General features: G+C 30.3%; 21 protein-coding genes. 13 read left to right on the top strand and 8 right to left on the bottom strand.

All coding sequences use genetic code 11. The features are described 5' to 3' along the window. Positions 1-42: 42 nt before the first annotated feature. The 10 genes from BT151_RS08270 (at position 43) to bshA (ending at position 10,725) form a co-directional block, all read left to right on the top strand. Entirely contained in the window at positions 43-834 is a 792-nt protein-coding gene (locus BT151_RS08270; RefSeq protein ID WP_072401329.1) for a (Fe-S)-binding protein, read from the top strand. Between the two features lie 68 nt (positions 835-902). Next, on the top strand, positions 903-1,493 hold the full coding sequence (locus tag BT151_RS08265) for a hypothetical protein (protein ID WP_072401328.1): 591 nt from the start codon (positions 903-905) through the stop codon (positions 1,491-1,493). Then, the gene (locus BT151_RS08260; RefSeq protein ID WP_072401327.1) at positions 1,493-1,978 is read left to right on the top strand and encodes an ABC transporter ATPase; all 486 of its coding nucleotides are present in this window, start codon (positions 1,493-1,495) and stop codon (positions 1,976-1,978) included. Before BT151_RS08265 ends, BT151_RS08260 begins: the two co-directional genes overlap by 1 nt. Before the next feature lie 94 nt (positions 1,979-2,072). Then, positions 2,073-3,296 carry a phosphoserine phosphatase SerB gene (serB, locus tag BT151_RS08255; protein WP_072401326.1) on the top strand — a complete coding sequence of 408 codons (1,224 nt, stop codon included), beginning with the start codon at positions 2,073-2,075 and terminating at the stop codon, positions 3,294-3,296. 138 nt (positions 3,297-3,434) lie between these two features. Next, positions 3,435-3,875, top strand: coding sequence for a thioredoxin family protein (locus BT151_RS08250; RefSeq protein ID WP_072401325.1), 441 nt, complete (start codon positions 3,435-3,437; stop codon positions 3,873-3,875). Further along, positions 3,865-4,863 (top strand): FAD:protein FMN transferase, encoded by a 999-nt coding sequence (locus BT151_RS08245; RefSeq protein ID WP_245794761.1) that lies wholly within the window; start codon positions 3,865-3,867, stop codon positions 4,861-4,863. The genes BT151_RS08250 and BT151_RS08245 overlap by 11 nt, the downstream gene beginning before the upstream one ends. Then, a complete protein-coding gene (locus BT151_RS08240; protein ID WP_072401323.1) occupies positions 4,860-5,069 on the top strand; it encodes a DUF4266 domain-containing protein in 210 nt (69 codons plus the stop codon). The genes BT151_RS08245 and BT151_RS08240 overlap by 4 nt, the downstream gene beginning before the upstream one ends. A gap of 33 nt (positions 5,070-5,102) precedes the next feature. Continuing rightward, positions 5,103-6,527 carry a DUF3570 domain-containing protein gene (locus BT151_RS08235; protein ID WP_072401322.1) on the top strand — a complete coding sequence of 475 codons (1,425 nt, stop codon included), beginning with the start codon at positions 5,103-5,105 and terminating at the stop codon, positions 6,525-6,527. A 125-nt stretch (positions 6,528-6,652) separates the two neighbouring features. After that, entirely contained in the window at positions 6,653-9,568 is a 2,916-nt protein-coding gene (locus BT151_RS08230) for a serine hydrolase domain-containing protein (RefSeq protein WP_072401321.1), read from the top strand. A 17-nt stretch (positions 9,569-9,585) separates the two neighbouring features. Then, positions 9,586-10,725 carry an N-acetyl-alpha-D-glucosaminyl L-malate synthase BshA gene (bshA, locus tag BT151_RS08225; RefSeq protein ID WP_072401320.1) on the top strand — a complete coding sequence of 380 codons (1,140 nt, stop codon included), beginning with the start codon at positions 9,586-9,588 and terminating at the stop codon, positions 10,723-10,725. 251 nt (positions 10,726-10,976) lie between these two features. Here the strand turns inward: bshA and BT151_RS08220 are convergent, their stop codons facing one another. From BT151_RS08220 to BT151_RS08205, 4 genes are all read right to left on the bottom strand, one after another. Continuing rightward, entirely contained in the window at positions 10,977-11,330 is a 354-nt protein-coding gene (locus BT151_RS08220) for a hypothetical protein (protein ID WP_072401319.1), read from the bottom strand. A 248-nt stretch (positions 11,331-11,578) separates the two neighbouring features. Beyond that, positions 11,579-11,956 carry a hypothetical protein gene (locus BT151_RS08215; protein WP_072401318.1) on the bottom strand — a complete coding sequence of 126 codons (378 nt, stop codon included), beginning with the start codon at positions 11,954-11,956 and terminating at the stop codon, positions 11,579-11,581. A gap of 20 nt (positions 11,957-11,976) precedes the next feature. Beyond that, positions 11,977-12,285 (bottom strand): hypothetical protein, encoded by a 309-nt coding sequence (locus BT151_RS08210; RefSeq protein ID WP_072401317.1) that lies wholly within the window; start codon positions 12,283-12,285, stop codon positions 11,977-11,979. A gap of 109 nt (positions 12,286-12,394) precedes the next feature. Continuing rightward, entirely contained in the window at positions 12,395-13,588 is a 1,194-nt protein-coding gene (locus BT151_RS08205; RefSeq protein WP_072401316.1) for an MFS transporter, read from the bottom strand. 276 nt (positions 13,589-13,864) lie between these two features. Between BT151_RS08205 and BT151_RS08200 the strand changes: the two genes are divergently transcribed. Further along, positions 13,865-15,391, top strand: coding sequence for a GH3 family acyl-acid amido synthetase (locus BT151_RS08200; protein WP_072401315.1), 1,527 nt, complete (start codon positions 13,865-13,867; stop codon positions 15,389-15,391). On the opposite strand, the gene BT151_RS08195 is transcribed toward BT151_RS08200, so the two are convergent. Both BT151_RS08195 and BT151_RS08190 read right to left on the bottom strand, forming a co-directional pair. Beyond that, positions 15,388-15,996, bottom strand: coding sequence for a hypothetical protein (locus BT151_RS08195; RefSeq protein ID WP_072401314.1), 609 nt, complete (start codon positions 15,994-15,996; stop codon positions 15,388-15,390). The two genes, BT151_RS08200 and BT151_RS08195, sit on opposite strands and share 4 nt — an antisense overlap. Before the next feature lie 117 nt (positions 15,997-16,113). Next, positions 16,114-16,605 (bottom strand): hypothetical protein, encoded by a 492-nt coding sequence (locus BT151_RS08190; protein ID WP_072401313.1) that lies wholly within the window; start codon positions 16,603-16,605, stop codon positions 16,114-16,116. Positions 16,606-16,743: 138 nt separating this feature from the next. On the opposite strand from BT151_RS08190, the gene BT151_RS08185 reads away from it, so the two are divergent. Continuing rightward, entirely contained in the window at positions 16,744-19,653 is a 2,910-nt protein-coding gene (locus tag BT151_RS08185; protein WP_072401312.1) for an FAD-binding and (Fe-S)-binding domain-containing protein, read from the top strand. Here BT151_RS08185 and BT151_RS08180 read toward each other — a convergent pair. Both BT151_RS08180 and BT151_RS08175 read right to left on the bottom strand, forming a co-directional pair. Then, a complete protein-coding gene (locus BT151_RS08180) occupies positions 19,650-20,462 on the bottom strand; it encodes an NIPSNAP family protein (RefSeq protein ID WP_072401311.1) in 813 nt (270 codons plus the stop codon). The genes BT151_RS08185 and BT151_RS08180 overlap by 4 nt on opposite strands. A gap of 93 nt (positions 20,463-20,555) precedes the next feature. Further along, positions 20,556-21,416 (bottom strand): UDP-2,3-diacylglucosamine diphosphatase, encoded by an 861-nt coding sequence (locus BT151_RS08175; protein WP_394333401.1) that lies wholly within the window; start codon positions 21,414-21,416, stop codon positions 20,556-20,558. Between the two features lie 403 nt (positions 21,417-21,819). Here BT151_RS08175 and aroC point away from each other — a divergent pair, with 403 nt between their 5' ends. Continuing rightward, positions 21,820-22,878: a chorismate synthase gene (gene aroC, locus BT151_RS08170; protein WP_072401309.1), complete on the top strand. Its 1,059-nt coding sequence runs from the start codon at positions 21,820-21,822 to the stop codon at positions 22,876-22,878. Positions 22,879-22,907 lie beyond the last annotated feature (29 nt).

Below are 22,907 nucleotides of genomic sequence, written 5' to 3'. Positions count from 1 at the left end.
TAATGTGTTTAAATTTTATAAATCAAAAAATCAAGATAGAAAATGAGCGAAACAATTAAAGTGCCAACAATGGCAGAATATATGGCTCAAGGCAAGCAACCCGAGGTGTTATTTTGGGTTGGATGTGCTGGAAGTTTTGATGATAGAGCAAAAAAAATCACAAAAGCATTTGTGAAACTTTTAAATAGAGCTAACGTAGAATTTGCTGTTCTTGGTACAGAAGAAAGTTGTACAGGTGATCCGGCAAAACGATCTGGAAATGAATTTTTATTTCAAATGCAGGCAGTAACTAATATAGAAGTTCTTAATGCTTACGAAGTTAAAAAGATTGTAACTGCTTGTCCGCATTGTTTTAATACCATTAAAAATGAATACCCAGAACTTGGTGGTAATTATGAAGTCATGCATCATACACAGTTTTTAAAAACGTTGCTAGATGAAGGTCGATTAACCATTGAAGGAGGTAAATTTAAAGGTAAGCGTATTACGTTTCACGATCCGTGTTATTTAGGAAGAGCTAATAATGTTTATGAGGCACCACGAGAACTCATTCAGAAATTAGAAGCTGAATTAGTTGAAATGAAAAACTGCAGACGTAATGGGCTTTGTTGTGGAGCAGGAGGTGCACAAATGTTTAAAGAGCCTGAAAAAGGTGATAAAGATGTTAACGTAGAGCGAACAGAACAAGCTTTAGATGTTAAACCAGAAATAATTGCTGCAGGTTGCCCGTTTTGTAATACGATGATGACTGATGGTGTAAAAGCCAAAGAAAAAGAAAGCGATGTTGCTGTTATGGATATTGCCGAATTAATAGCCAATGCTCAAGATTTATAATATAGTGATGTTTACTGCATAAAAAATCATAAATATTGTTTCATGCTAACCAATAAATAAAAAGACCTATGAGAAAAATTGTTTTATTTTTTCTATTCATAAGTGCTCATGCATTTTCCCAAGATGTTAAAGAAATAATAGCAAAAGAAACTTGTGAATGTACTTCAAAATTAGATTTAGATGCCTTAAATAGTTCAGATTTGGAATTAAAATTTGGTTTATGTATGCTTGAAAGTTATAATAAACACATTGGTGAGTTTCCAGAAAACCAAAGGTTAGATTTTCAAGACAATGCCCAAATGGAGAAATTTGGTGAAGAAATTGCGTTGAAAATGCTTGAATTTTGCACTGAAATTATTTCAAAGTTAGGTGAAAACCATGATGATTCAGACGAGGTGGAAAAAAATGATAGCTCAGTAAAAGGTATTTATAATGGATTTTTAATAGATGCTTTTTATACTATTTTTATTAAAGATTCTAATGATAAAACATTTGAATTGGTAGTTTTAGATTACTTTAAAAATGTCAATTTAATTACAAATAAATTAATAGAAAATTCTCAAGAAATAGAGGTTTATTATTATGAAGCAGATTTATTTTATCCTAAATCAAACAAATTTATTTCTACAAAAATTATAACAGATATTATTAAAAAATAATGATAGTACCTTTTAATACATTACCAGAAGAATCACGAGTTTGGATATATCAAGCAAATCGTTCATTTACAGAACAAGAACTTGAAGAAATCCAAGCTAAACTTGACACCTTTATAGAAAATTGGACAGCTCATGGTAGTGATTTGCAATCAGGTTACATTATAAAATATAAACGATTTATTGTTATTGCATTAAATCAAAAAATGAATACAGCTACAGGTTGTTCTATCGATGCTTCTGTGCATTTTATTCAGCAATTAGAAAAAGAATACAATGTTGATTTAATGGATAAAATGAACGTGTCTTATAAACAAGGCGAGTATGTCGCTTACAAAACACTTACCGATTTTAGAAAAATGGCAAAAGATAAAGCCGTCTCCAAAAACACCATAGTATTTAATAATTTAGTTAATAATATTGCAGAATTTAACGAAAATTGGGAAGTACCTGCAAGCGAGAGCTGGCATAATAGGTTTGTTAAATAGACTGTTTATAATTTTGGTGTTATAGAACTAAAAAAAATCATATTTTAAATAGAATATTCAATTTTACCGCTTTTCAAGGCGTAAGTATAAAATTATGGCTAACGATATTTTCTTATTAAATATTTCAGGACAAGATAAACCAGGATTAACTTCAGGATTAACAAGTGTTTTAGCAGAATATGATGCTAAAGTACTAGATATAGGACAAGCAAACATTCATGATACATTATCATTAGGAATGTTGTTTGAAATTCAGTCAGGAGAAAAATCATCAGCTGTACAAAAAGATTTACTTTTTAAGGCTTACGAGTTAGGAATTACTGCAAAATTTACACCAATTACACTTGAAGATTATGAACATTGGGTAAGCTTGCAAGGTAAAGATAGATACATTGTAACCATTTTAGGTGATAAGCTTTCTGCTTATCAAATATCTGAAGTTACTAAAGTAATTTCAGAAAAAAATTTAAATATTGATGCTATTAAAAGACTAACAGGACGTTTGTCTCTTGTAAAAGAAGATGAATATCCTAGAGCATCAATAGAATTATCAATTAGAGGTAAACTTGATGATAAAGTAGATCTTACTGAAAAATTCATGAAAATTTCTCACGATTTAAATGTTGATATAGCATTTCAAGAAGACAATATTTATAGAAGAAACAGACGCTTGGTTTGTTTTGATATGGATTCTACTTTAATTCAAGCAGAAGTTATTGATGAATTAGCAGAATTAGCAGGAGTTGGAGCAGAAGTAAAAGCTATTACAGAAGCAGCCATGCAAGGTGAAATAGACTTTAATGAAAGTTTTAAAAGACGCATGAAACTTTTAAAAGGTTTAAGTGAAGACGTCCTTCATGACGTTGCTATTAACTTACCAATAACAAAAGGCGCAAGAAGACTTATTGATACTTTAAAAAGTTACGGATTTAAAACGGCTATTTTATCTGGTGGATTTACTTATTTTGGACATTACTTACAAAAGGAATTAGGTATTGATTATGTGTATGCTAATCAATTAGAGATAAAAGATGGTGTCTTAACAGGTAATTATTTAGGTGATATTGTTAATGGTGCTAAAAAAGCAGAATATCTTAAAGAAATTGCTCAAAAAGAAGGTATAGATATTAATCAAACTATTGCTGTTGGTGATGGTGCTAACGATTTACAAATGCTTAATCTTGCTGGTTTAGGAATTGCTTTTCATGCAAAACCAACAGTAAAAGACAATGCTCAAAGCTCTATTTCTAGTATTGGGTTAGATGGTGTTTTATATTTATTAGGATATCACGATAGACATATCGATTTACTTGAATAATATAGAAAATCAGTTATAATAAAATATCTTATTAAAAATCACGTTAAACATAAACATTAATTTGTGGTTGTGTAATACTTGTTACATGGTAAATAAAATTAGCTAATTACATTTGTTGTCTTATAAATTATTTCTTGCATGAAAAATGTGTGCTTTTTTAGTGTTTTCTTTTTAGTTTTTGGATTTAATACTTTTAGTCAAACTTGGCATACCGATTTTGAAAAAGCAAAAGAAGTTGCTTCAAGTAAAAATGAAAATATTGTTTTGGTTTTTCAAGGGTCAGATTGGTGTGCCCCTTGTATAAAATTAGACAAAGAAATTTGGAGTACTCAAGAATTTCAAAAATTATCAAAAGACCATTTTGTCATGCTTAAAGCAGATTTCCCTAGAAGAAAAGCAAATAAATTATCAGAATCTGTGAGTTTACAAAATGCTAAACTTGCCGAAACTTATAACAACCAAGGCTATTTCCCATTAGTTGTTGTTTTAGATAATAAAGGAAAGGTGCTTGGTAAAATAGGTTACGAAAAATCAAATCCATCTACGTATTTTAAAAAATTAACTGCTTTTGAAAACTAAAGTTAGTATTAGTTTATTGCTTATTTTTTTAACAAGTACTTTTTGTTTTTCACAAGAAGTATATCAAAAAACATTAAAGTTAATGGGTAGTCGTTTTGATATTTCTGTGGTTGCAGATAGTCAAAATGAAGGAAATGAGTATATTGATTTAGCTGTAAATGAAATTTCAAGGATAGAGAAATTAATATCATCTTGGGATGCTAATTCACAAACATCTCTAATCAATAGAAACTCAGGAATAAAGCCGGTTAAAGTTGATGAAGAACTATTTTTACTTATTCAAAGAGCCATTAAAATTTCAAAATTAACTAATGGTGCTTTTGATATTAGTTATGCTTCAATGGATAAAATTTGGAAGTTTGATGGTAGCATGACCGAAATGCCTTCAGTTGAAGAAATTAAAAAATCTGTTAAAAAAGTAGGGTACAGTAATATCCTTTTAGATGAAGAAAATCATACTGTTTTTCTAAAACTAGAAGGAATGAAAATTGGTTTTGGTGCTATAGGAAAAGGTTATGCTGCAGATAAAGCAAAGGCATTACTTAAGCAAAAAGGAGTAATAGCGGGCATAATAAACGCTTCGGGCGATTTAAATGCTTGGGGAAAACAGCCAGACGGTAAAGATTGGATGGTTGCCATTGTAAATCCTTTAAATAAAAACAAAGTATTTTCTTGGCTGCCTATTAGTAATAGTGCTGTGGTTACCTCGGGGAATTATGAGAAATACGTTGAATTTAATTGTATTTTATATTCGCATATTATAGATCCTAGAACAGGTTACCCAAGTACAGGAATTTTAAGTGCAAGTATTTTTACTGAAAATGCAGAATTAGCTGATGCTTTAGCTACCTCTGTATTTGTTATGGGCGTAGATGTTGGTTTAGATTTTATAAATCAACTTAAAGGTGTAGAATGTATTATTGTTGATAAGGATAATAAATTGCATACCTCGAACAATATAAATTTAGACAAACTCATTAAGTTATGAAAAAGCTTTTATTAGTGTTTATTGTGATTATTTCTTTTACATCATGTATTGCTGTTAAAGAATACGAAAAAATAAACCTTAACGATCCAGATATGGTCTTAGCCAAAAAAAGTTCTGATAGATTTATAACAAACTTTCATGTTTATAGAGAAGCTGCTTCTGGTGCCAATGGTGGTAAATCTGGTGGTGGTTGTGGTTGTAATTAACACTTTTTTAATTCCGCATAACGGAAAATTTATATGAAAAATTATTTATTAGTTTTAGTTGTATTCGTAAGTTTTGTGCAATCATTTTTTGCTCAGGAACAAGATTCTACTACAGTATATAAAAAACGAGTTTTAGAAACTACAGAAGTAGATTTTTTAACTAGTTATTATTCTCAGAAAGGTAATAATGCATCTGTTACAGGAGGTGTTGGAGATGAGAAATTAACTGATTTTACACCAACTATTGTAGTGAGTTTGCCTTTAAATGAAGATGATGTTTTAACTGTTGACGCAGGTATTTCTGCATATACCTCGGCTTCTTCTAGTAATTTAGATCCTTTTGATGGCTCACCAAAAGTAGGAGGAAATCCTATTGGAAGTCCTTGGGTAGCTTCATCTGGTGCATCTTCACAAGATGTTTGGAGTAATATAAATGTAGCTTATGCACATAGCTCTGATGATAGAAATAATATTTGGAATGCCAATGTATCTTTTGCCGCAGAATATGATTATACCTCTATTGGATTTGGAGGTGGTTTTGCAAAATTATTTAATGAGAAAAATACCGAATTATCTGTTAACGCAAAGGTTTATTTAGATACTTGGAATCCAAAATATCCTATTGAGTTAGATTCTTATCTCAAGTCTGATAGTAACTTAAATAGTGGTTTTTTTAGTGGTATTGATATTTTTGACCAAAATGGTAATGCTATTGATAAGAGTGGAAATAGTGGTAGCATTTGGTCACCAAAATCGGCCTCAGGTTTGATAAATGATAAAGGGCGAAATTCATATTCAGTTTCATTTACATTATCTCAAATAATAAATAAAAACGCACAATTTTCGTTATTTTTTGATTTGGTACAGCAAGATGGCTGGTTAGCAAACCCTATGCAAAGAGTTTATTTTGGAGATGTTGATAATTTCTATATGGGTAATCCATCAAGTATTAATAATTATACATCACCAACAAATAGAGATGTGTTTCAATTAGCTGATGATATTGAGCGTTTACCAAGTACAAGATTTAAGATTCCTGTTGGATTTCGTTTTAATCAATATATAAATGAAATTTTAACTCTTAGAACTTATTACCGTTACTATTTTGATGATTGGGGTATTAATTCACATACAGCAGAAATAGAGTTGCCAATAAAGATTTCAAGCAAGTTTACTTTATATCCTTCATATCGTTATTACAATCAAACGGAAGCAGATTATTTTTCTCCTTATGAAGAAAACCTTTCTACAAGCGAGTTTTATACTTCAGATTATGATTTATCGGAATTTAATGCAAATCAATATGGTTTAGGTTTAAGTTATACTGATATTTTTGCTAAAGCACATATTTGGAAGTTGGGTTTAAAAAGTATTGATTTAAAATATAACAACTACAAGAGAAATACAGGGTTGAGTGCAAATATTATTTCGGCTGGTTTTAAGTTTATAATGGATTAAATTTGTTTATAATCTAATTATAAATCTATCATAAAGTCTTTTTATCTTACTTTTAAAAGTATTATTTTGGCATGATTATTAATATGACCTATGTATAAGTATTAATAAGCCTAATAAATCGTTTTATGCGTCCAGTCTTTTTTGTAATAGTTTCATTTTTTTCAATCCTTCCAATTTTTAGTCAATCTGCAAGTAATCCTTTAATTACATCAGATTCTGAGGCTCAAAAAAAGTGGGTTGATAGCGTTTATAATTCAATGACTTTATCTGAGAAAGTAGGGCAATTATATATGGTTCAAGTCATGTCTAATCAAGATAATGCAACCAAAAACAAAGTTGTAGAACTAATTAAAGACCATCATATAGGAGGTTTAATTTACTCCAATGGTGGACCAATGCGTCAAGCAAGATTAAATAATGAGCTACAATCATTATCAAAAACACCTCTTTTAATTGGAATGGATGCAGAATGGGGATTAAGTATGCGCTTGGATTCTACATACGCATTTCCATGGAATATGACGCTTGGTGCAATAAAAGACAACAAACTTGTCGAGCAAACAGGCAGGCAAATAGGCGAGCATTGCAAACGTTTGGGAGTTCATTTTAATTTTGCTCCTGTTGTAGATATAAATACCAATCCTTTAAACCCTATTATTGGAAATCGTTCTTTTGGAGAAGATAGAGATAATGTAACAGAAAAGGCTTTGGCATTCATGAAAGGTATGCAAAGTGCTGGTGTTTTGGCAAATGCAAAACATTTTCCAGGACATGGCGATACCGATCAAGATTCGCACGAAACATTACCATCTGTTAGCTTTAGCGAAAAACGTATTGATTCAATCGAATTATATCCTTATAGAAAATTAATAAAAGAAGGCCTTTCTAGCGCTATGGTTGCACACTTAAATGTGCCAAGTTTGGATTCAACAGGTTATCCTTCATCTTTGTCAAAACATATAGTAACAGATATATTAAAAGAAAAATTAGGCTTTCAAGGACTTATTTTTACAGATGCACTTACCATGAAAGGTGCAGCAAATTTTAGCGAAACCGGTGATATTGATTTGGCTGCTTTTATGGCTGGAAATGATGTTATGTTAATGTCTGCAGATGTTGGTATTGGAATTTCTAAAATTGTTGAAGCTTATAATAAAGGAAACATAACAGAAGCGCGTTTATCACATTCTGTTAAAAAAATTCTTCAAGCAAAATATAAAGTAGGATTAAATAATTACGAGCCTATTGGTTTATTTAACTTATCTAAAGATTTAAATAGAATTAAAGATGATGCTTTATACGAAGAGCTAATTGAAAATGCATTAACAGTTTTAAAAAACATGAGGGCTATATTGCCTTTACGACAATTAGAAACTAAAACAATAGCTTATGTGAATCTGGGTGATGATTCTGGAGCTACTTTTTTTAATGAACTAAAAAAGTATGCTAAAGTTCATGAAGTATCAGATGAAAAGCTAGAAAATTTATCAGATAAATTACAACCATATAATACGGTTATAATTGGCTTACATCGCTCGAATGAAAGTCCTTGGAAAAGTTATAAGTTTAGTGAAAACGAAATAACTTGGTTAGAAGAAATAGCAAAAACACATACTGTAATTTTAGACATTTTTGTGAAGCCTTATGCATTAATGGATTTAAAAAATATTGATGACATTGAAGGTATTATTGTAAGTTATCAAAATAGTAAGATTGCTCAAGAAAAATCGGCTCAACTTATTTTTGGAGCTATTGCAGCAAAAGGAACATTACCAGTTTCAGCAGGAGATCATTTTGTAGTTGGTGAAGGCATTCCATCATTTTCAATTAAACGTTTGGGGTATTCAATACCAGAGCGTGTTGGTATGGATTCAGAAAAATTAAATAAAATAGATTCTATAGCTCAACGTGCTGTAGATTTAAAAATGACTCCTGGCATACAACTTCTAGTGGCAAGAGAAGGCAAGGTTATTTATAATAAAAATTTTGGAAAACATACTTATAAAGGCGACGAGCAAGTAGAGTTTGATGATATATATGATGTAGCTTCACTTACTAAAATATTAGCAACATTACCATTATTAATGGAGTTGGTAGAGGAAGGAATTGTATCATTAGACACCAAACTTTCAGAAATATTACCAGAATACAAAGGCTCAAATAAGGCAAATATAACTTTAAAAAGTATGTTGTCTCATTATGCGCGGTTAAGACCATGGGAACCTTTTTATTATCACACTTTAGATACAGTAACTAAGCATCCAAGCAGTAAATATTACAGAACAAAGCAAAGTGCTAAGTTTAATGTAGAAGTAGCTAAAAATCTATATTTACGTACTGATTATCAAGATTCTATTCCTAAAATAATAAAAGATTCAGAACTGTTAGAACGCTTACGATATCGATACAGTGATTTTCCTTATTATATTTTAAAGAAATTTATAGAAAAACATTACGACAAACCTCTTGATGAGTTGGTTCAAGATCATTTTTACCAATCATTAGGAGCAAATTATACTACTTACAACCCGTATCATAAAATAAGTAGTAAAAAAATTGTTCCGACTGAGATTGATGATTATTATAGATATCAAGAAATTCATGGTTATGTGCATGATATGGGAGCAGCAATGCAAAATGGAGTAGGAGGTCATGCAGGTATTTTTAGTAATGCCAATGATGTTGCAAAAATTATGCAGATGTATTTGCAGAAGGGTTTTTATGGTGGACAGCGCTATTTAAAACCAGAAACTATAGATAAGTTTAATACCTGTTATTATTGCGATGATAATAATAGAAGAGGTATTGGTTTCGATAAACCTCAATTAGGAGAAGAAGGTCCAACTTGTGGTTGTATATCTATGACAAGTTTTGGACATTCTGGTTTTACGGGTACTTATGCATGGGCAGATCCAGATAAAGAAATTGTATATGTGTTTTTAGCTAATAGAACATATCCAACAGCAGGTAAGAATTTGTTGCTAAGAGAAAATGTTAGAACTGAAATACAGCGTTTAATTTACGAAGCAATAGAAGAATAATAAAAAATTAGATTTTAATGAAAATAGGTATTGTTTGTTATCCAACATTTGGTGGCAGTGGAGTAGTAGCAACAGAATTAGGTATAGAGCTTTCTAAACGTGGTCATGAAATTCATTTTATAACCTATAATCAACCTGTTCGTTTAGAGTTATTAAGTAATAATGTACACTATCATGAAGTAAATGTTCCAGAATATCCTTTATTTCATTATCAACCTTACGAGCTAGCTTTATCAAGTAAATTGGTAGACATGGTGAAGCTCCATAAAATAGAAATATTGCACGTTCATTATGCAATTCCTCATGCTTACGCAGCATATATGGCTAAAAAGATGCTTCAAGAAGAAGGTGTTTATATTCCTATTGTAACCACATTACATGGCACGGATATTACACTTGTTGGAAGTCATCCATTTTACAAACCTGCTGTAACATTTAGTATTAACAAATCTGATGCAGTTACTGCAGTTTCACAAAGCTTAAAAGACGATACGCTTCGCTTATTTGATATTAAGAATGATATAAATGTCGTTCCAAATTTTATAGATTTAGATAAGTATAAACATAATGGTTTTCCTGATTGTCAAAGAGGCATGATGGCTAAAGAAGATGAAAAAATAATTACCCATATTAGTAATTTAAGACCTGTAAAACGTGTTCAAGATGTTATAAGTGTATTTAATAACATTCAAAAAGAAATGCCAGCAAAATTAATGTTAGTTGGTGAAGGACCCGAAAGAGAACATATAGAATCGCAATGTCAGGAATTAGGGATTTTAGATAAAGTTATTTTCTTTGGAAAAAGTAACGAGATAGATAAAATTTTATGTTTTAGCGACTTATTTTTACTACCATCACAAACCGAAAGTTTTGGATTAGCAGCATTAGAAGCTATGGCATCTGGAGTCCCTGTTATTTCTAGTAATACAGGTGGTATTCCAGAGGTAAATATTCATGGAGTTTCTGGGTTTTTAAGTAATGTTGGTGATGTTGATGATATGACCAAAAACGCATTGCACATTTTGAGGGATAATAGCCGATTAAAAATGTTTAAACAAAATGCTAGAAAGGAATCCTTAAAATATGATTTACACGAAATAGTTCCTAAATATGAAGCTATTTATGAGGATACTTTAGCTAAATACTTAGTTTTATAAATTAAGGTTTGTTTTACGTGTTTGCATAGCTTAGTGTTAGTTATTTGTAAAAAAAAGTTATAAAAACTCAGTTAATTTTTTAACAGTAAAACGTGTTGTTCTGTTAAATCATTTTTGGCATTTTTATCTATCAATAATTTTTCTAAGCAACCAAATTGATAATGATAATTCTCTTTGATTTTTCGAAGGAAAATCAGAATCAAGTAAACAGGCAATTATCTGATTTGTAGTATATTTTTCTTTTTTTTTATTTATTCGCAAATATTTTTTTTTCCAAAAGTTAAAAAATATAATGGATAGAAAAATAATATAATTCCAAAAACCCTTAAAAATCTTAAATTAGTATTAAGCTGCGTTTTGGCAAAAACATAGATTAATAAAATAGTTAATAGTAGTGGTAAAATTAGAGTTCCATATTTGAGTCCAGATAATTCTATTGTCTTTGTTTCGTTTTCTTTGATATCAAATTCAATAGTTCTACTTCCACACCAATCAATTTTAGAGCTTAATCTATGTTTTCCTGGTTCTAATTGATATTCAATAGTTTTTCCGTTAGCAATAGTCCCAATTTTTTTATCGTCTTGATAAAATCCGAAATTTCTCATTATATTATTCTACTCTCAATTTCTTTTTATAATTAATTTTGTCATTTTTATACATAATTGTGTTAAATTATGTAACCTTTATTCAGGACGCCTCAAAATGTACTACAACGTTTATGTGTAAGGATAGTTGCATGTGCAAGTAACTAACTTACTAAAAACGCAACAAACCAGAGGAAAATTCGTAGGATTTTCAGAATAGGCGAGAACCAAGTAGTTATTTTTACACGGTGTTAGTATTGATTAGTTTTTTAATTTTCATAAAAATATTCTCTAACTTGGACAAACCCCCCTATATCAGTGTAAGTCGATTTTATTGGTAAATCCTCCGAATTGTATTCATAAACAATATTTCTCTCGCCATCCATTCTATAAGTCATATTATGTTTTCCTTCAAATATTATTTTATTATAATTCTCTGGTCCCAGTAGGATAAATGGATTTATTTTACCGTCATATTCAAATGAATCTATAATTTGAGAATCAAAAAATTTCTCTATCAAATTACCGTCATTATCATAATTAAACGTTAAGACATCACCACCAGATTCAAGACTGGTTAGTAGATTTTCTGAGTTGTAAGAATAGTTTGTTATATTCCCATTACTATATATTTCGCTTACAATCAAATTATTTACATATCTATAATCTATAATCTATAATCTATAAAGTAGGAATCACTGTTGTCTTGAAATGTAATCTTGATAATTTGGTTATTAGAATTATAGGTGTAATTTTTAGTGTAACCACTAGAAGCAATTAGTTGGCTTATATATCCATTTTCTCCATAGCTATATTCAATGTATCCTTCAGCAATAACATTTGTTTCTTGAGTTGTAATTTCCGTTATTTTTATAAATTTCTGTTGGTTATCATATTGACTGTTTATTTCATTCTCATTTGAACAAGAATACAATGCTAAAGTGAAAACTGTCAAAATCATTATTAATTTATTCATAATATTGGGTTTTAATTAATGCTAACAAAAGTATAGAGACATTTGTTTTTATCCACACTATATCACTAAGATGGTAAATCTTATTTTTAAATAAATAATCAATTAGCTATTAGACTTTCAATCTATATTGTTTTCCTTTCCTTTCCTTTCTTAACGCAATCAAACCAAAAATAGGACCTATTGCTAAAATTGTATAAATGCTATTTGAATCCGTTAATTCTATAATTCCATTGATTATTTGAATACTGATTATCGTTATGGAAAAACCAATGCAATTAACAATTGTAAGTGCCGTTCCTTTTATTTCTGCTGATGCATTTTGAGCCACTAATGTTGAGAAAAGAGGAGAATCTACAATAACAACAATTCCCCAAAAAATAAGAAAACCAATGAATAAGTTTTCAAATTCTATAGTAAATATAAAAGGAGAAATGAGGCAACATAAACACGATAAAAGAAGTGATATAAATGCTATTTGTTTGGTTCCCCATTTTTGTGCTAAATAACCGCTAAATATGCAACCAATGGCACCTATTCCAATAATTAAAAATGATAAAACGGGAATATTAAATACAGATTGAGAATACTGAAGACTATAAGTTTTTAGTATATTGGGTACAAATGCCCAAAAAGCATATAACTCCCACATATGCCCGAAATAACCGAAAGCAGCAGAACGAAATTTATGATTTTTAAATACACTAAAAAAAGCTGACAAATCTGTTTTCTGGCTGGGTTTTCGATATGGTCCATCAGGTACAATAGTTATCATCAATAAACCACCAAATAAAGCTAGAGAAGAAGTTGCTATCAATATAGATTTCCATGGGAATGTTTCAGTCATTTCCTTTAGCAAGTGAGGGAATGCTGTTCCAATCACCAATGCGCCAACTAAAAATCCAAGTGATTTACCAAGCCCTTTTTCATAATAATCTGCAGCAATTTTTATGCCTACAGGATAGATTCCAGCAAGAAAAAAACCAGTAAAAAAGCGAAGTAAAAGTAAACTTGTTAAAGTATTACCATCCCATATTACACCTAAATTGAATAATGCACCAAGTATAGCGCAAATTAAAAATACTTTAGAAGGCGAAAATCGGTCAGCTATAGTTAAAATAGCAAAAGTAAGAGTCCCTATTATAAATCCAAATTGTACAGCAGAGATTAAGTGACCGAGCGAATTATCTGTAAGATTGAAATTTATGATAAGATCGTTCATTACTGCATTACCAGCAAACCAAAGTGATGTACAGCAAAACTGGGAGATTACGATTACAGGAAGTATTAACTTGGAATGTTTCACTTTAATCGTTTTTTTTCAATAGTACAATACTTATATAAAAAGCTTTTAATGTTTATCCATCAATTGTTTAACGAATGTAGTTAAATTTTCTGCAAAGTTAAGTTTAACTATAATCCTCAAGAAATAATCAATGTGGAACTTGTCTTTTTGTTTAATAATAAATTTGTTTGCATGATAAAGTTCGCATTCAAATGCGATATATATTTATTTAAATAGGTTAAAAGAAGCTTTTCAATAATTATATATTTATTAATGATAAAACAAAAGATATAATTCATGGCTATTTTAGGAAATATTATAAAAGGTGTAATTAATTTAAAAGATAAGTTTTCTTCAGAAATCATTCACACTGAAGCTCAAGAAAAAGTCTTAAAGGAATTATTAGAAAAAGCTAAGGACACACAATTTGGTAAGTTTTACAATTTTAATGACATACTTAATTCTGACAATATTAGCTCAACTTATTCTAAAATGATTCCTTATTTTGATTACAATAAAATAAATAAAGAATGGTGGTATAAGTTGCATGATGGTGAAGAAAATATTACCTGGCCAGGAAATCCATCTTATTTTGCATTAAGTTCAGGCACAACAGGAAAATCAAGTAAAAGAATTCCTGTTACCGATGATATGATTGATGCTATTAGGCAATCTGGCATAAAGCAAGTGTTTTCGCTTAGTAATTTTAATTTACCGGCAGATTTTTTTGAAAAAGAAATTATGATGTTAGGGAGTTCTATAGATTTAAAAGAACGAAACAATCATTTAGAAGGAGAAATTAGCGGGATTAGCGCAAGTAATATTCCGTTTTGGTTTAAAGGATATTATAAACCAGGAGAAGAAATTGCAAAAATTGACGATTGGGATGAGCGTGTAAATCATATTGCAAAGAATGCTAAAAATTGGTATATAGGCGCATTAAGTGGTATTCCTGCTTGGATAGAGCTTATGCTACAAAAAGTTATTGAGCATCATAATTTAGAAAATATACATGAAATTTGGCCAAATTTACAGGTTTATACCTCTGGTGGAGTAGCTTTTGGGCCTTATGAAAAAAGTTTTAATTCCTTAATGGGAAAACCCGTAACAGTAATTGATACTTATTTAGCTTCAGAAGGTTATATAGCTACTCAAGTGCGGCCAGAAACCGATGCTATGCAACTAAATACAGATAGCGGTATTTATTTTGAGTTTGTTCCTTTTAATCCAGATTATATTAACGAAGAAGGGTCATTAAAAAATGAAGCTCCTTCATTAGGTTTAAAAGATGTTGAACTAAATCAAGATTATATTTTAATTATAAGTACAGTAAGTGGTGCATGGCGATATTTAATTGGTGACACAATCGAATTTACTGATGTTGAAAAGGCTGAAATAAAAATTACAGGTAGAACAAAATTCTTTTTGAATACTGTCGGTTCTCAACTTTCAGTTAACAAAATGGATGATGCTATGAAGCATTTGGAAGAAAAGTTTAAAACTAAAATTCCAGAATATACAATTTGCGCTAAGAGGTTAGAAGATGGAGAGTTTTATCATTGTTGGTACTTGGGATCGGAAATTAAAAATAGCAATGAAGAAGAAATTGCAAATGAGCTTGATAGTTTTCTCAAAGAGGCAAACAAAAACTATAAAGTAGCTAGAAGTAAAGCACTAAAAGGCGTTAAAGTTTCTGTTATTTCTCCTGATAAATTTTATAATTGGAGTGAAAGAAATAAGAAAAAAGGTGGACAAGTAAAAATGGAACGTGTTATGAAAGAAGATAAATTTATAGATTGGGAAAATTTTGTAAACAAATCTTAATTTGTTTCTAAAATAACATCACGACTATTTACAATTCCCATGATTTCTTCGGGCGATAGATAAAACCTTTTTATTCTATTTTTATAAGTTGTAGAAATATCAGCATGGTTCAATATAAAACTCTTTGTTTTTAGAATATAATCTTCCATACCTTGGTTTACTGCAAAGGTATCGGCAGCACGTTCAGCTTCTACAATATGAGAATCAGATAATAAATACTTAATACCAAACCAAATTAAATTTAAATTACTACGGGTTTGATAATCCATAACATGACCTAATTCGTGACCAATCCACCCAATTAAAATATCTGACGGAATATCTTTTGTTGAAAATTCTTGGTTTGTAATTTTGAATTTTTCACTAATTAAAATAATATAACTTCTATGTTTTCTATTTCTAAAAAAACTTTTAAAAGTAGGTTGAGCCTGCATTGTAGACTTTTTGATATTCTTTTTAAACTTAAATTCTATTTTAGTTTCATTTAATTCAGGGAAGTAGGATAGGGCAGTATGTACTTCATTTTTAATTGAATTAGGAATTGTTTTTTGTGCAAACATTTGATAAGGTATTGTTATAATTAATATTTGTAATAGTAACTTCATAATTAGCTACATAATAAATTAAAAAAGCAAATTAGCTTTCTGTTATTCATTAAAATATTAGCACAATCAAAAAAAGCACTCCATTGAGTGCTTTTTGTATTTTATTTATAGGTTTATTTAAAACTGATATCTTATACCTAAAGCAATATCAAAATCTAAATCATTATTATTATATGTATCATCTCCAAAACCAATTTCAGGTCTAAAATCTAATGATATTAATAATGGAATATCAAAATTGTATTCTATACCTATATCTCCAGCTGCAAAAACAAAAGTATCAGAAATATCTTTTCCTCCTGGGTTATCAAAACTGAAAGAACCTAATCCTCCACCTACACCAGCATACCAGTTAAAACTTCCGTCTAAATCCCAAACCCATTGGTATAAACCAGCTAATTTAAAGCCATCATAATCACTACCATCTCTCCAACCTAAATCAACTTCTAAACGATTGTTGCTACCTAAAGCGCGTTGATAAGATACTTCGGCTCCAAAGCCATCACTGTCACCTAATCGTAAACCAATAGCGTTATCTGAAATTTCTTGAGCACTTGATGCAAATGTAAAGCCTATTAAGGCAAACGATAATAAAAATAATTTTTTCATAAATTTTTAAAGTTTTAGTTCATTAATATATACGGTCACTTCTGTTAAAAAGACCATTTAAGAATATTCAAAATACTTTTACAAAAATAACGCCAAAATTGTATTTATATTTATGCAATCAATAGATTTTTTAACTCAATGCCTTTAGAAAACTTAAAATCAACCTTATCGGGTGAACTATATTTTGACGATTTAATTAAATCTATATATGCCACAGATGCATCTGTATATAGAATATTGCCATTAGCTGTCGCTTACCCTAAAAATATAGAAGATATTAAACAGCTTATTAAATATGCTGAAGTAAATAAAACATCTTTAATACCTAGGACTGCAGGAACCTCTTTAGCAGGACAATGTGTTGGTGAAGGTATAGTAGTTGATGTTTCCAAATACTTTACTAGAATTTTAAAGCTTGATGAGAAAGCACAAACCATTACTGTACAACCTGGTGTTGTGCGTGATGAGCTCAATAATTATTTAAAACCATTCGGGTTGTTTTTTGGCCCAAATACATCCACCTCAAATAGATGTATGATTGGTGGTATGGTTGGTAATAATTCATCAGGTACAACATCAATTCAATATGGTGTAACTCGAGATAAGGTGTTGGAAATGCATACCATTTTAAGTGATGGAAGTGAGGTTGTTTTTGGCAAATTATCAGTTGAAGAATTTATAGAAAAAACAAAGTTAGAAACCTTAGAAGGACATATTTATAAAACGATTTACAATGAGTTGAAACCTGAAATAGTTCAAAATCAAATTATTGAAAATTTCCCAAAGCCAGAAATACACCGTAGAAATACTGGATATGCTATTGATGAATTAATTAAAAGCGAAGTATTTTCAAATTCATCAGAAAAATTTAACATGTGTAAATTGCTTTCGGGTAGTGAAGGTACGTTAGCATTTACAACACAAATCACCTTAAAATTAGATAAGTTGCCACCACAAGAAAGTATTATGGTTGCAGCACATTTTGATAGTATTGAAAGCTGTTTAGGTACAGTTGAAACTACTATGAGACATAACTTGTATAATTGTGAAATGATGGATAAAACCATTTTAGATTGTACAAAACACAACAAAACTCAGCAAGAAAATAGATATTTTATAGAAGGAGATCCCAAAGCTATTTTAATGTGTGAGGTTAGGGCAAACACTTTTGAAGAAGTTGAAATTTTGGCTGTAAACTTGTTAACAGATATTAAAAACACTGGATTAAGTTATGCATTCCCCATTCTAATAGGGAACGATATTAATAAAGCCAATAATTTACGAAGTGCTGGATTGGGCTTATTAGGAAATATAATTGGCGATAAAAAATCGGCAGCTTGTATTGAAGACACCGCAGTTTCACTACCAGATTTGTCTCATTATATTTCTGAATTTTCTGCATTAATGAAAAGCTATAAACAAGAAGCTATTTATTATGCACACGCTGGTGCTGGAGAGTTACATTTGCGCCCAGTTTTAAATTTAAAGAAAGCAGAAGATGTTGTTTTGTTCAGAAAAATAACAACCGATGTTGCTCATCTTGTTAAGAAATATAAAGGCTCTATGAGTGGCGAACATGGTGATGGTATTGTGCGTTCGGAGTTTCTTTCTTTAATGATTGGTAAGGAAAACTATGAGATTTTAAAACGCATAAAAACTGTTTTTGATTCGCATAATATTTTTAATCCAGGGAAAATTATTAATCCATTACCTATGGATAAAAGCCTGCGTTACGAAGTAGATAGAAAAGAACCAGAAATTGAGACATTATTAGATTTTTCAAAATCACTAGGTATTTTACGTGAAGCTGAAAAGTGTAATGGTTCTGGTGATTGCAGAAAACTTCCTGAATTTGGAGGAACTATGTGCCCGAGTTATAGAGCAACTCGAAATGAAAAAGATACCACAAGAGCTAGAGCAAATGCTTTGCGTGAGTTTTTAACCAATTCTGATAAAGCCAATAAATTCAATCACGAAGAATTAAAAGACGTTTTCGATTTATGTTTAAGTTGTAAAGCGTGTGCGAGCGAATGCCCAAGTAGTGTGGATGTGGCAAGTTTAAAAGCAGAGTTTCAATACCAATATCAAAAAGCGAATGGTGTGCCTTTGCGTACTAAATTATTTGCTTATAATAACAAATTAAATAACATTGGAAGTAACATTCCAAGACTTACAAATTTTGTATTTTCAAATAGATTTACATCATCAGTTTTAAAGAAATTTTTAGGTATTGCCAAAGAAAGAAGCTTGCCTTTAATTTCAAATAAAACTTTAATTAAAGAGTTTAAAAATATTAAAAATCAAATAGTTGGTAAAAATTATATTAAAATAATTTATTTGTTTAATGATGAATTCTCAAATCATTTAGATACTGAAATTGGTGTTGATGCTATTCAGCTTTTAACTGCGTTAAATTACAAAGTAGAAGTGATAAAAAGCGAAGAATCTGGTCGTGCATTTTTATCAAAAGGCTTGTTAGAACAAGCAAAAGGTTTAGCCAATAAAAACGTATCAATCTTCAAAAATAAAATATCAAATGAAACACCTTTAATTGGTATTGAACCTTCAGCTATTTATACTTTTAAAGATGAGTATTTAAAATTAGCAGATGATAAAACTTCCGCGGAAGCGATTGCAAAAAACACGTTTTTAATAGAAGAATTTATTCAGCAAGAAATTGAATTAGGAAATATTAAACCAGAACAATTTACATTAGAAGCAAAAACGATTAAGTTTCATGGGCATTGCCATCAAAAATCCATGAGCAATCAGCTCTCTAGTTTTTCGGTTTTAAATCTTCCTAAAAATTATAAAGTCACCATCATTCCTAGTGGTTGTTGTGGTATGGCAGGTAGTTTTGGCTACGAAAAAGAACATTATGAGGTGAGCATGCAAATAGGAGAACAAACGTTGTTCCCAGCTGTTAGAAAAGCTTCAAAAGATGTGATTATTTCAGCAAATGGAACAAGTTGTAGGCACCAAATAAAAGATGGTACACAACGTGAAGCAAAACATCCAATAACTATTTTAAGAGAGGCTTTAGTTTAATAATCAGAATAATCAGTTGGATAAAGAAACACAATATCTATATGTGATACATTATTCTGGTATTTTTCAATAGTTTTTAACTCTGTCCATTCAGGAGAATCTCCAAACGCTTGCCAATGTTCGTCACGACTTGTTTGATTATCAAACGGCGTCATATACATAAGGTTTGGCATTTTAGATCCAGAAATAACTTCGGCATAAAAAACAGCATTAAATTCTAATTTCTCAAAAAGTTTAACTTCACCACCAGCGTTAAACATATCAACTTTATTTTTAAAATACTGTTCTGTAGCAGATTGATAGCTTCGTAATTCATAAACGCGTTCTGCTCTTGGGCTTTCTAATTTTGAAGGACGCATTTGTGGCATATCTGTGAAAGCCATCATTAAAGTAGACTCAATGCGTTGATACGGTTGTTTATCGTAATTAACATTTATATAGCTGTTTCCTGTTAATAAATAGGTTGAATCTTTGTGGATATTATCTTCAAGTGTTAAAAATTGTTCCATTGAAGTAAACGGAATAAGCACATAGATACTTTTAATAGAATCTGTTTCACTCATTATAGGTTTGAATACACCAATATTGTTAATTCCTAGCTTTTTTAGTGCCGGTAAATAAGCTTCCTTAAGGTATTTGTCTGTAGTTGTTACTTGACTATCTGTGTCGAAAGTGTAAACTTTTAGTTGATAATATTCTCTGCTTTCCATTTTAGGGATAACATCACTATTATTTGATGTTTTAGTTTTATTACAGTTACTAAATGATAAGGCGATAATTGTTAGAAGAAGACACTTTATTATTCTCATTTGTTATATTTCTTATATAGAATCAAATATAAACAAATACTTAGCAATGTTTAACAGTAATAAAGGAATTAGATAAATATAGAAAATGAAAAGTTAGTTTTTTTCTTTTTTTTTCTTCTTTTCACTTTGCTCAACAATGGTGATGGCAGCAATTAAATTACTGATGTCCATATCTTCAAAATCTTCATCAACTATAAAAGGAGCAAGTTTATCTTTGTTATAATTGTAAATCTTCCAACGTTTAAATTGATATTCTAAAGCCGTAAAGTTTTCAACCCAATCACCAGAATTTAAATACATGGTTTTACCATGTTTATTTTCTATATATTCCATTTTTGGTTGATGTATGTGTCCGCAAACAACGTAATCATAACCATTTTCAATAGCTAAATCAGAAATAACTTTCTCGTAATCATTAATATATTTAATAGCGCCTTTAACACCATTTTTTACTTTTTTAGATAATGAATACCGCTCTTTCCCGCGTTTTTCTAAATACCAATTTACAGCCCTGTTTAGCAACGTTAAAAAATCATAACCATAGCCACCTAGTTTTGCAAGCCATTTGGCATTTTGTATAGACACATCAAACACATCTCCGTGAAAAAACCATGCTTTTTTGCCATCTAATTTTAAAACCAGTTTGTCAACAATGGAAATTTTGCCAATGGTAGTACCACTAAATTTACGGAGCATTTCATCATGGTTTCCTGTTATATAAATTATATCTACACCATCAGAAGCCATATCCATAATTTTCTTGATGACTTTTAAATGCGATTTTGGGAAGTACCGTTTGCTAAACTGCCAAATATCAATAATATCACCATTTAAAATAAGTTTTTTAGGCTCAATGCTATTTAAATAAGTTAATAAATGTTTGGCATGACACCCGTAAGTTCCTAAATGAACATCAGATATAACGGCGATTTCTATTTTTCTTTTTATTTTCAATTGGGGTAAATATGATAGGTACAAATAACAACTTTTCATATTACGTAATCATTATCCTATAATTATATATATATAAGCATATTGTTAACTAAAGGTTATGCTGGTATTAGAAATTACTAGGCTTAATGGAATATCAATACTTCATTTATTAGAGATAATTTACCTAAAAACTCAATAAGTTAAAACTTTGAAAGTTATGGGGTTTGTTTTGGATATCTAAAGCTTTAAGAAGTTAACTTTGATTATCAGTGTCTTAAGATATATTTATAGGTTTTGGACAATTAGAAAAGATGTTTTTTTTAGCTTTTAACAGATAAAATAAATTAGTGAAATATCATTATAAGTGCTGTTTTTAGGATAGTTGAATTGGAAAAAAGCTTTATTTTAGCAACAAAAATATATTATGGCTGGAAATTCCTTTGGAAAACTATTTAATCTAACAACTTATGGAGAATCTCACGGACCTGCTTTAGGAGGTGTTATTGATGGATGCCCACCGGGGATTGAGTTAGATTTAGAAGCTATACAAGAAGAACTTGATAGACGTAAACCTGGTCAATCTGCTATTGTTACCCAACGTAAAGAACCAGACACCGTAAAATTTCATTCAGGTATTTTTGAAGGTAAAACAACCGGAACACCAATTGGGTTTGTTATTGAAAACACCAATCAAAAATCTCACGATTACACACATATAAAAGATAGTTATAGACCAAGTCATGCCGATTATACTTACGATGTAAAGTATGGCTTTAGAGATTATAGAGGTGGCGGGCGAAGTTCGGCACGAGAAACAGCATGTCGTGTTGTTGCAGGTGCTGTAGCAAAACAAATGTTAAGTGGTGTTGAAATAATTGCTTACGTTTCTGGTGTAGGTAACATGAAATTAGACAAACCATATAACAAATTAGACCTTACAAAAGTAGAATCTAATATTGTACGTTGTCCAGATCAAGAAATCGCTTCTAAAATGGAAACTTACATTAAAGAAGTTCGTGGTAAAGGCGATACTGTTGGTGGTATTGTAAGCTGTGTGATTAAAAATGTTCCTGCTGGTTTAGGCGAGCCTGTATTCGATAAATTACATGCCGAGTTGGGTAAAGCCATGCTTTCAATAAATGCAGTAAAAGGTTTTGAATATGGTAGTGGTTTTCATGGAAGTACGATGTATGGTAGTGACCATAATGATGCTTTTAATACTGATGGTTCTACAAAAACCAACTATTCTGGAGGTATTCAAGGCGGTATAAGCAACGGTATGGATATTTATTTTAATGTCGCTTTTAAACCTGTAGCAACGCTTATTCAAGAATACGAAACTATAGATAAAGAAGGTAAGGTTGTTCAGATGCATGGAAAAGGGCGTCACGATCCTTGTGTGGTTCCACGTGCAGTACCTATAGTTGAGGCAATGGCAGCATTGGTAATAGCGGATTTTTATCTAATTAATAAAATTTATTAGAAGCTATATCTGGCTTTTTTTACCATTTC

This window comes from Flaviramulus basaltis, assembly GCF_900114265.1.
Lineage (GTDB): Bacteria > Bacteroidota > Bacteroidia > Flavobacteriales > Flavobacteriaceae > Flaviramulus > Flaviramulus basaltis.
Note: the sequence above shows the minus strand (reverse complement) of the source record. Positions and strands in the feature narration are given on the sequence as shown.

Coding starts and splice junctions, on each gene's coding strand:
- BT151_RS08260 (WP_072401327.1), top strand. CDS start 1,493: ATGATAGTACCTTTTAATACATTACCAGAAGAATCACGAGTTTGGATA.
- bshA (WP_072401320.1), top strand. CDS start 9,586: ATGAAAATAGGTATTGTTTGTTATCCAACATTTGGTGGCAGTGGAGTA.
- BT151_RS08200 (WP_072401315.1), top strand. CDS start 13,865: ATGGCTATTTTAGGAAATATTATAAAAGGTGTAATTAATTTAAAAGAT.
- BT151_RS08230 (WP_072401321.1), top strand. CDS start 6,653: ATGCGTCCAGTCTTTTTTGTAATAGTTTCATTTTTTTCAATCCTTCCA.
- BT151_RS08210 (WP_072401317.1), bottom strand. CDS start 12,285: ATGAATAAATTAATAATGATTTTGACAGTTTTCACTTTAGCATTGTAT.
- aroC (WP_072401309.1), top strand. CDS start 21,820: ATGGCTGGAAATTCCTTTGGAAAACTATTTAATCTAACAACTTATGGA.
- BT151_RS08265 (WP_072401328.1), top strand. CDS start 903: ATGAGAAAAATTGTTTTATTTTTTCTATTCATAAGTGCTCATGCATTT.
- BT151_RS08180 (WP_072401311.1), bottom strand. CDS start 20,462: ATGAGAATAATAAAGTGTCTTCTTCTAACAATTATCGCCTTATCATTT.
- serB (WP_072401326.1), top strand. CDS start 2,073: ATGGCTAACGATATTTTCTTATTAAATATTTCAGGACAAGATAAACCA.
- BT151_RS08190 (WP_072401313.1), bottom strand. CDS start 16,605: ATGAAAAAATTATTTTTATTATCGTTTGCCTTAATAGGCTTTACATTT.
- BT151_RS08235 (WP_072401322.1), top strand. CDS start 5,103: ATGAAAAATTATTTATTAGTTTTAGTTGTATTCGTAAGTTTTGTGCAA.
- BT151_RS08195 (WP_072401314.1), bottom strand. CDS start 15,996: ATGAAGTTACTATTACAAATATTAATTATAACAATACCTTATCAAATG.
- BT151_RS08240 (WP_072401323.1), top strand. CDS start 4,860: ATGAAAAAGCTTTTATTAGTGTTTATTGTGATTATTTCTTTTACATCA.
- BT151_RS08220 (WP_072401319.1), bottom strand. CDS start 11,330: ATGAGAAATTTCGGATTTTATCAAGACGATAAAAAAATTGGGACTATT.
- BT151_RS08270 (WP_072401329.1), top strand. CDS start 43: ATGAGCGAAACAATTAAAGTGCCAACAATGGCAGAATATATGGCTCAA.
- BT151_RS08185 (WP_072401312.1), top strand. CDS start 16,744: ATGCCTTTAGAAAACTTAAAATCAACCTTATCGGGTGAACTATATTTT.
- BT151_RS08250 (WP_072401325.1), top strand. CDS start 3,435: ATGAAAAATGTGTGCTTTTTTAGTGTTTTCTTTTTAGTTTTTGGATTT.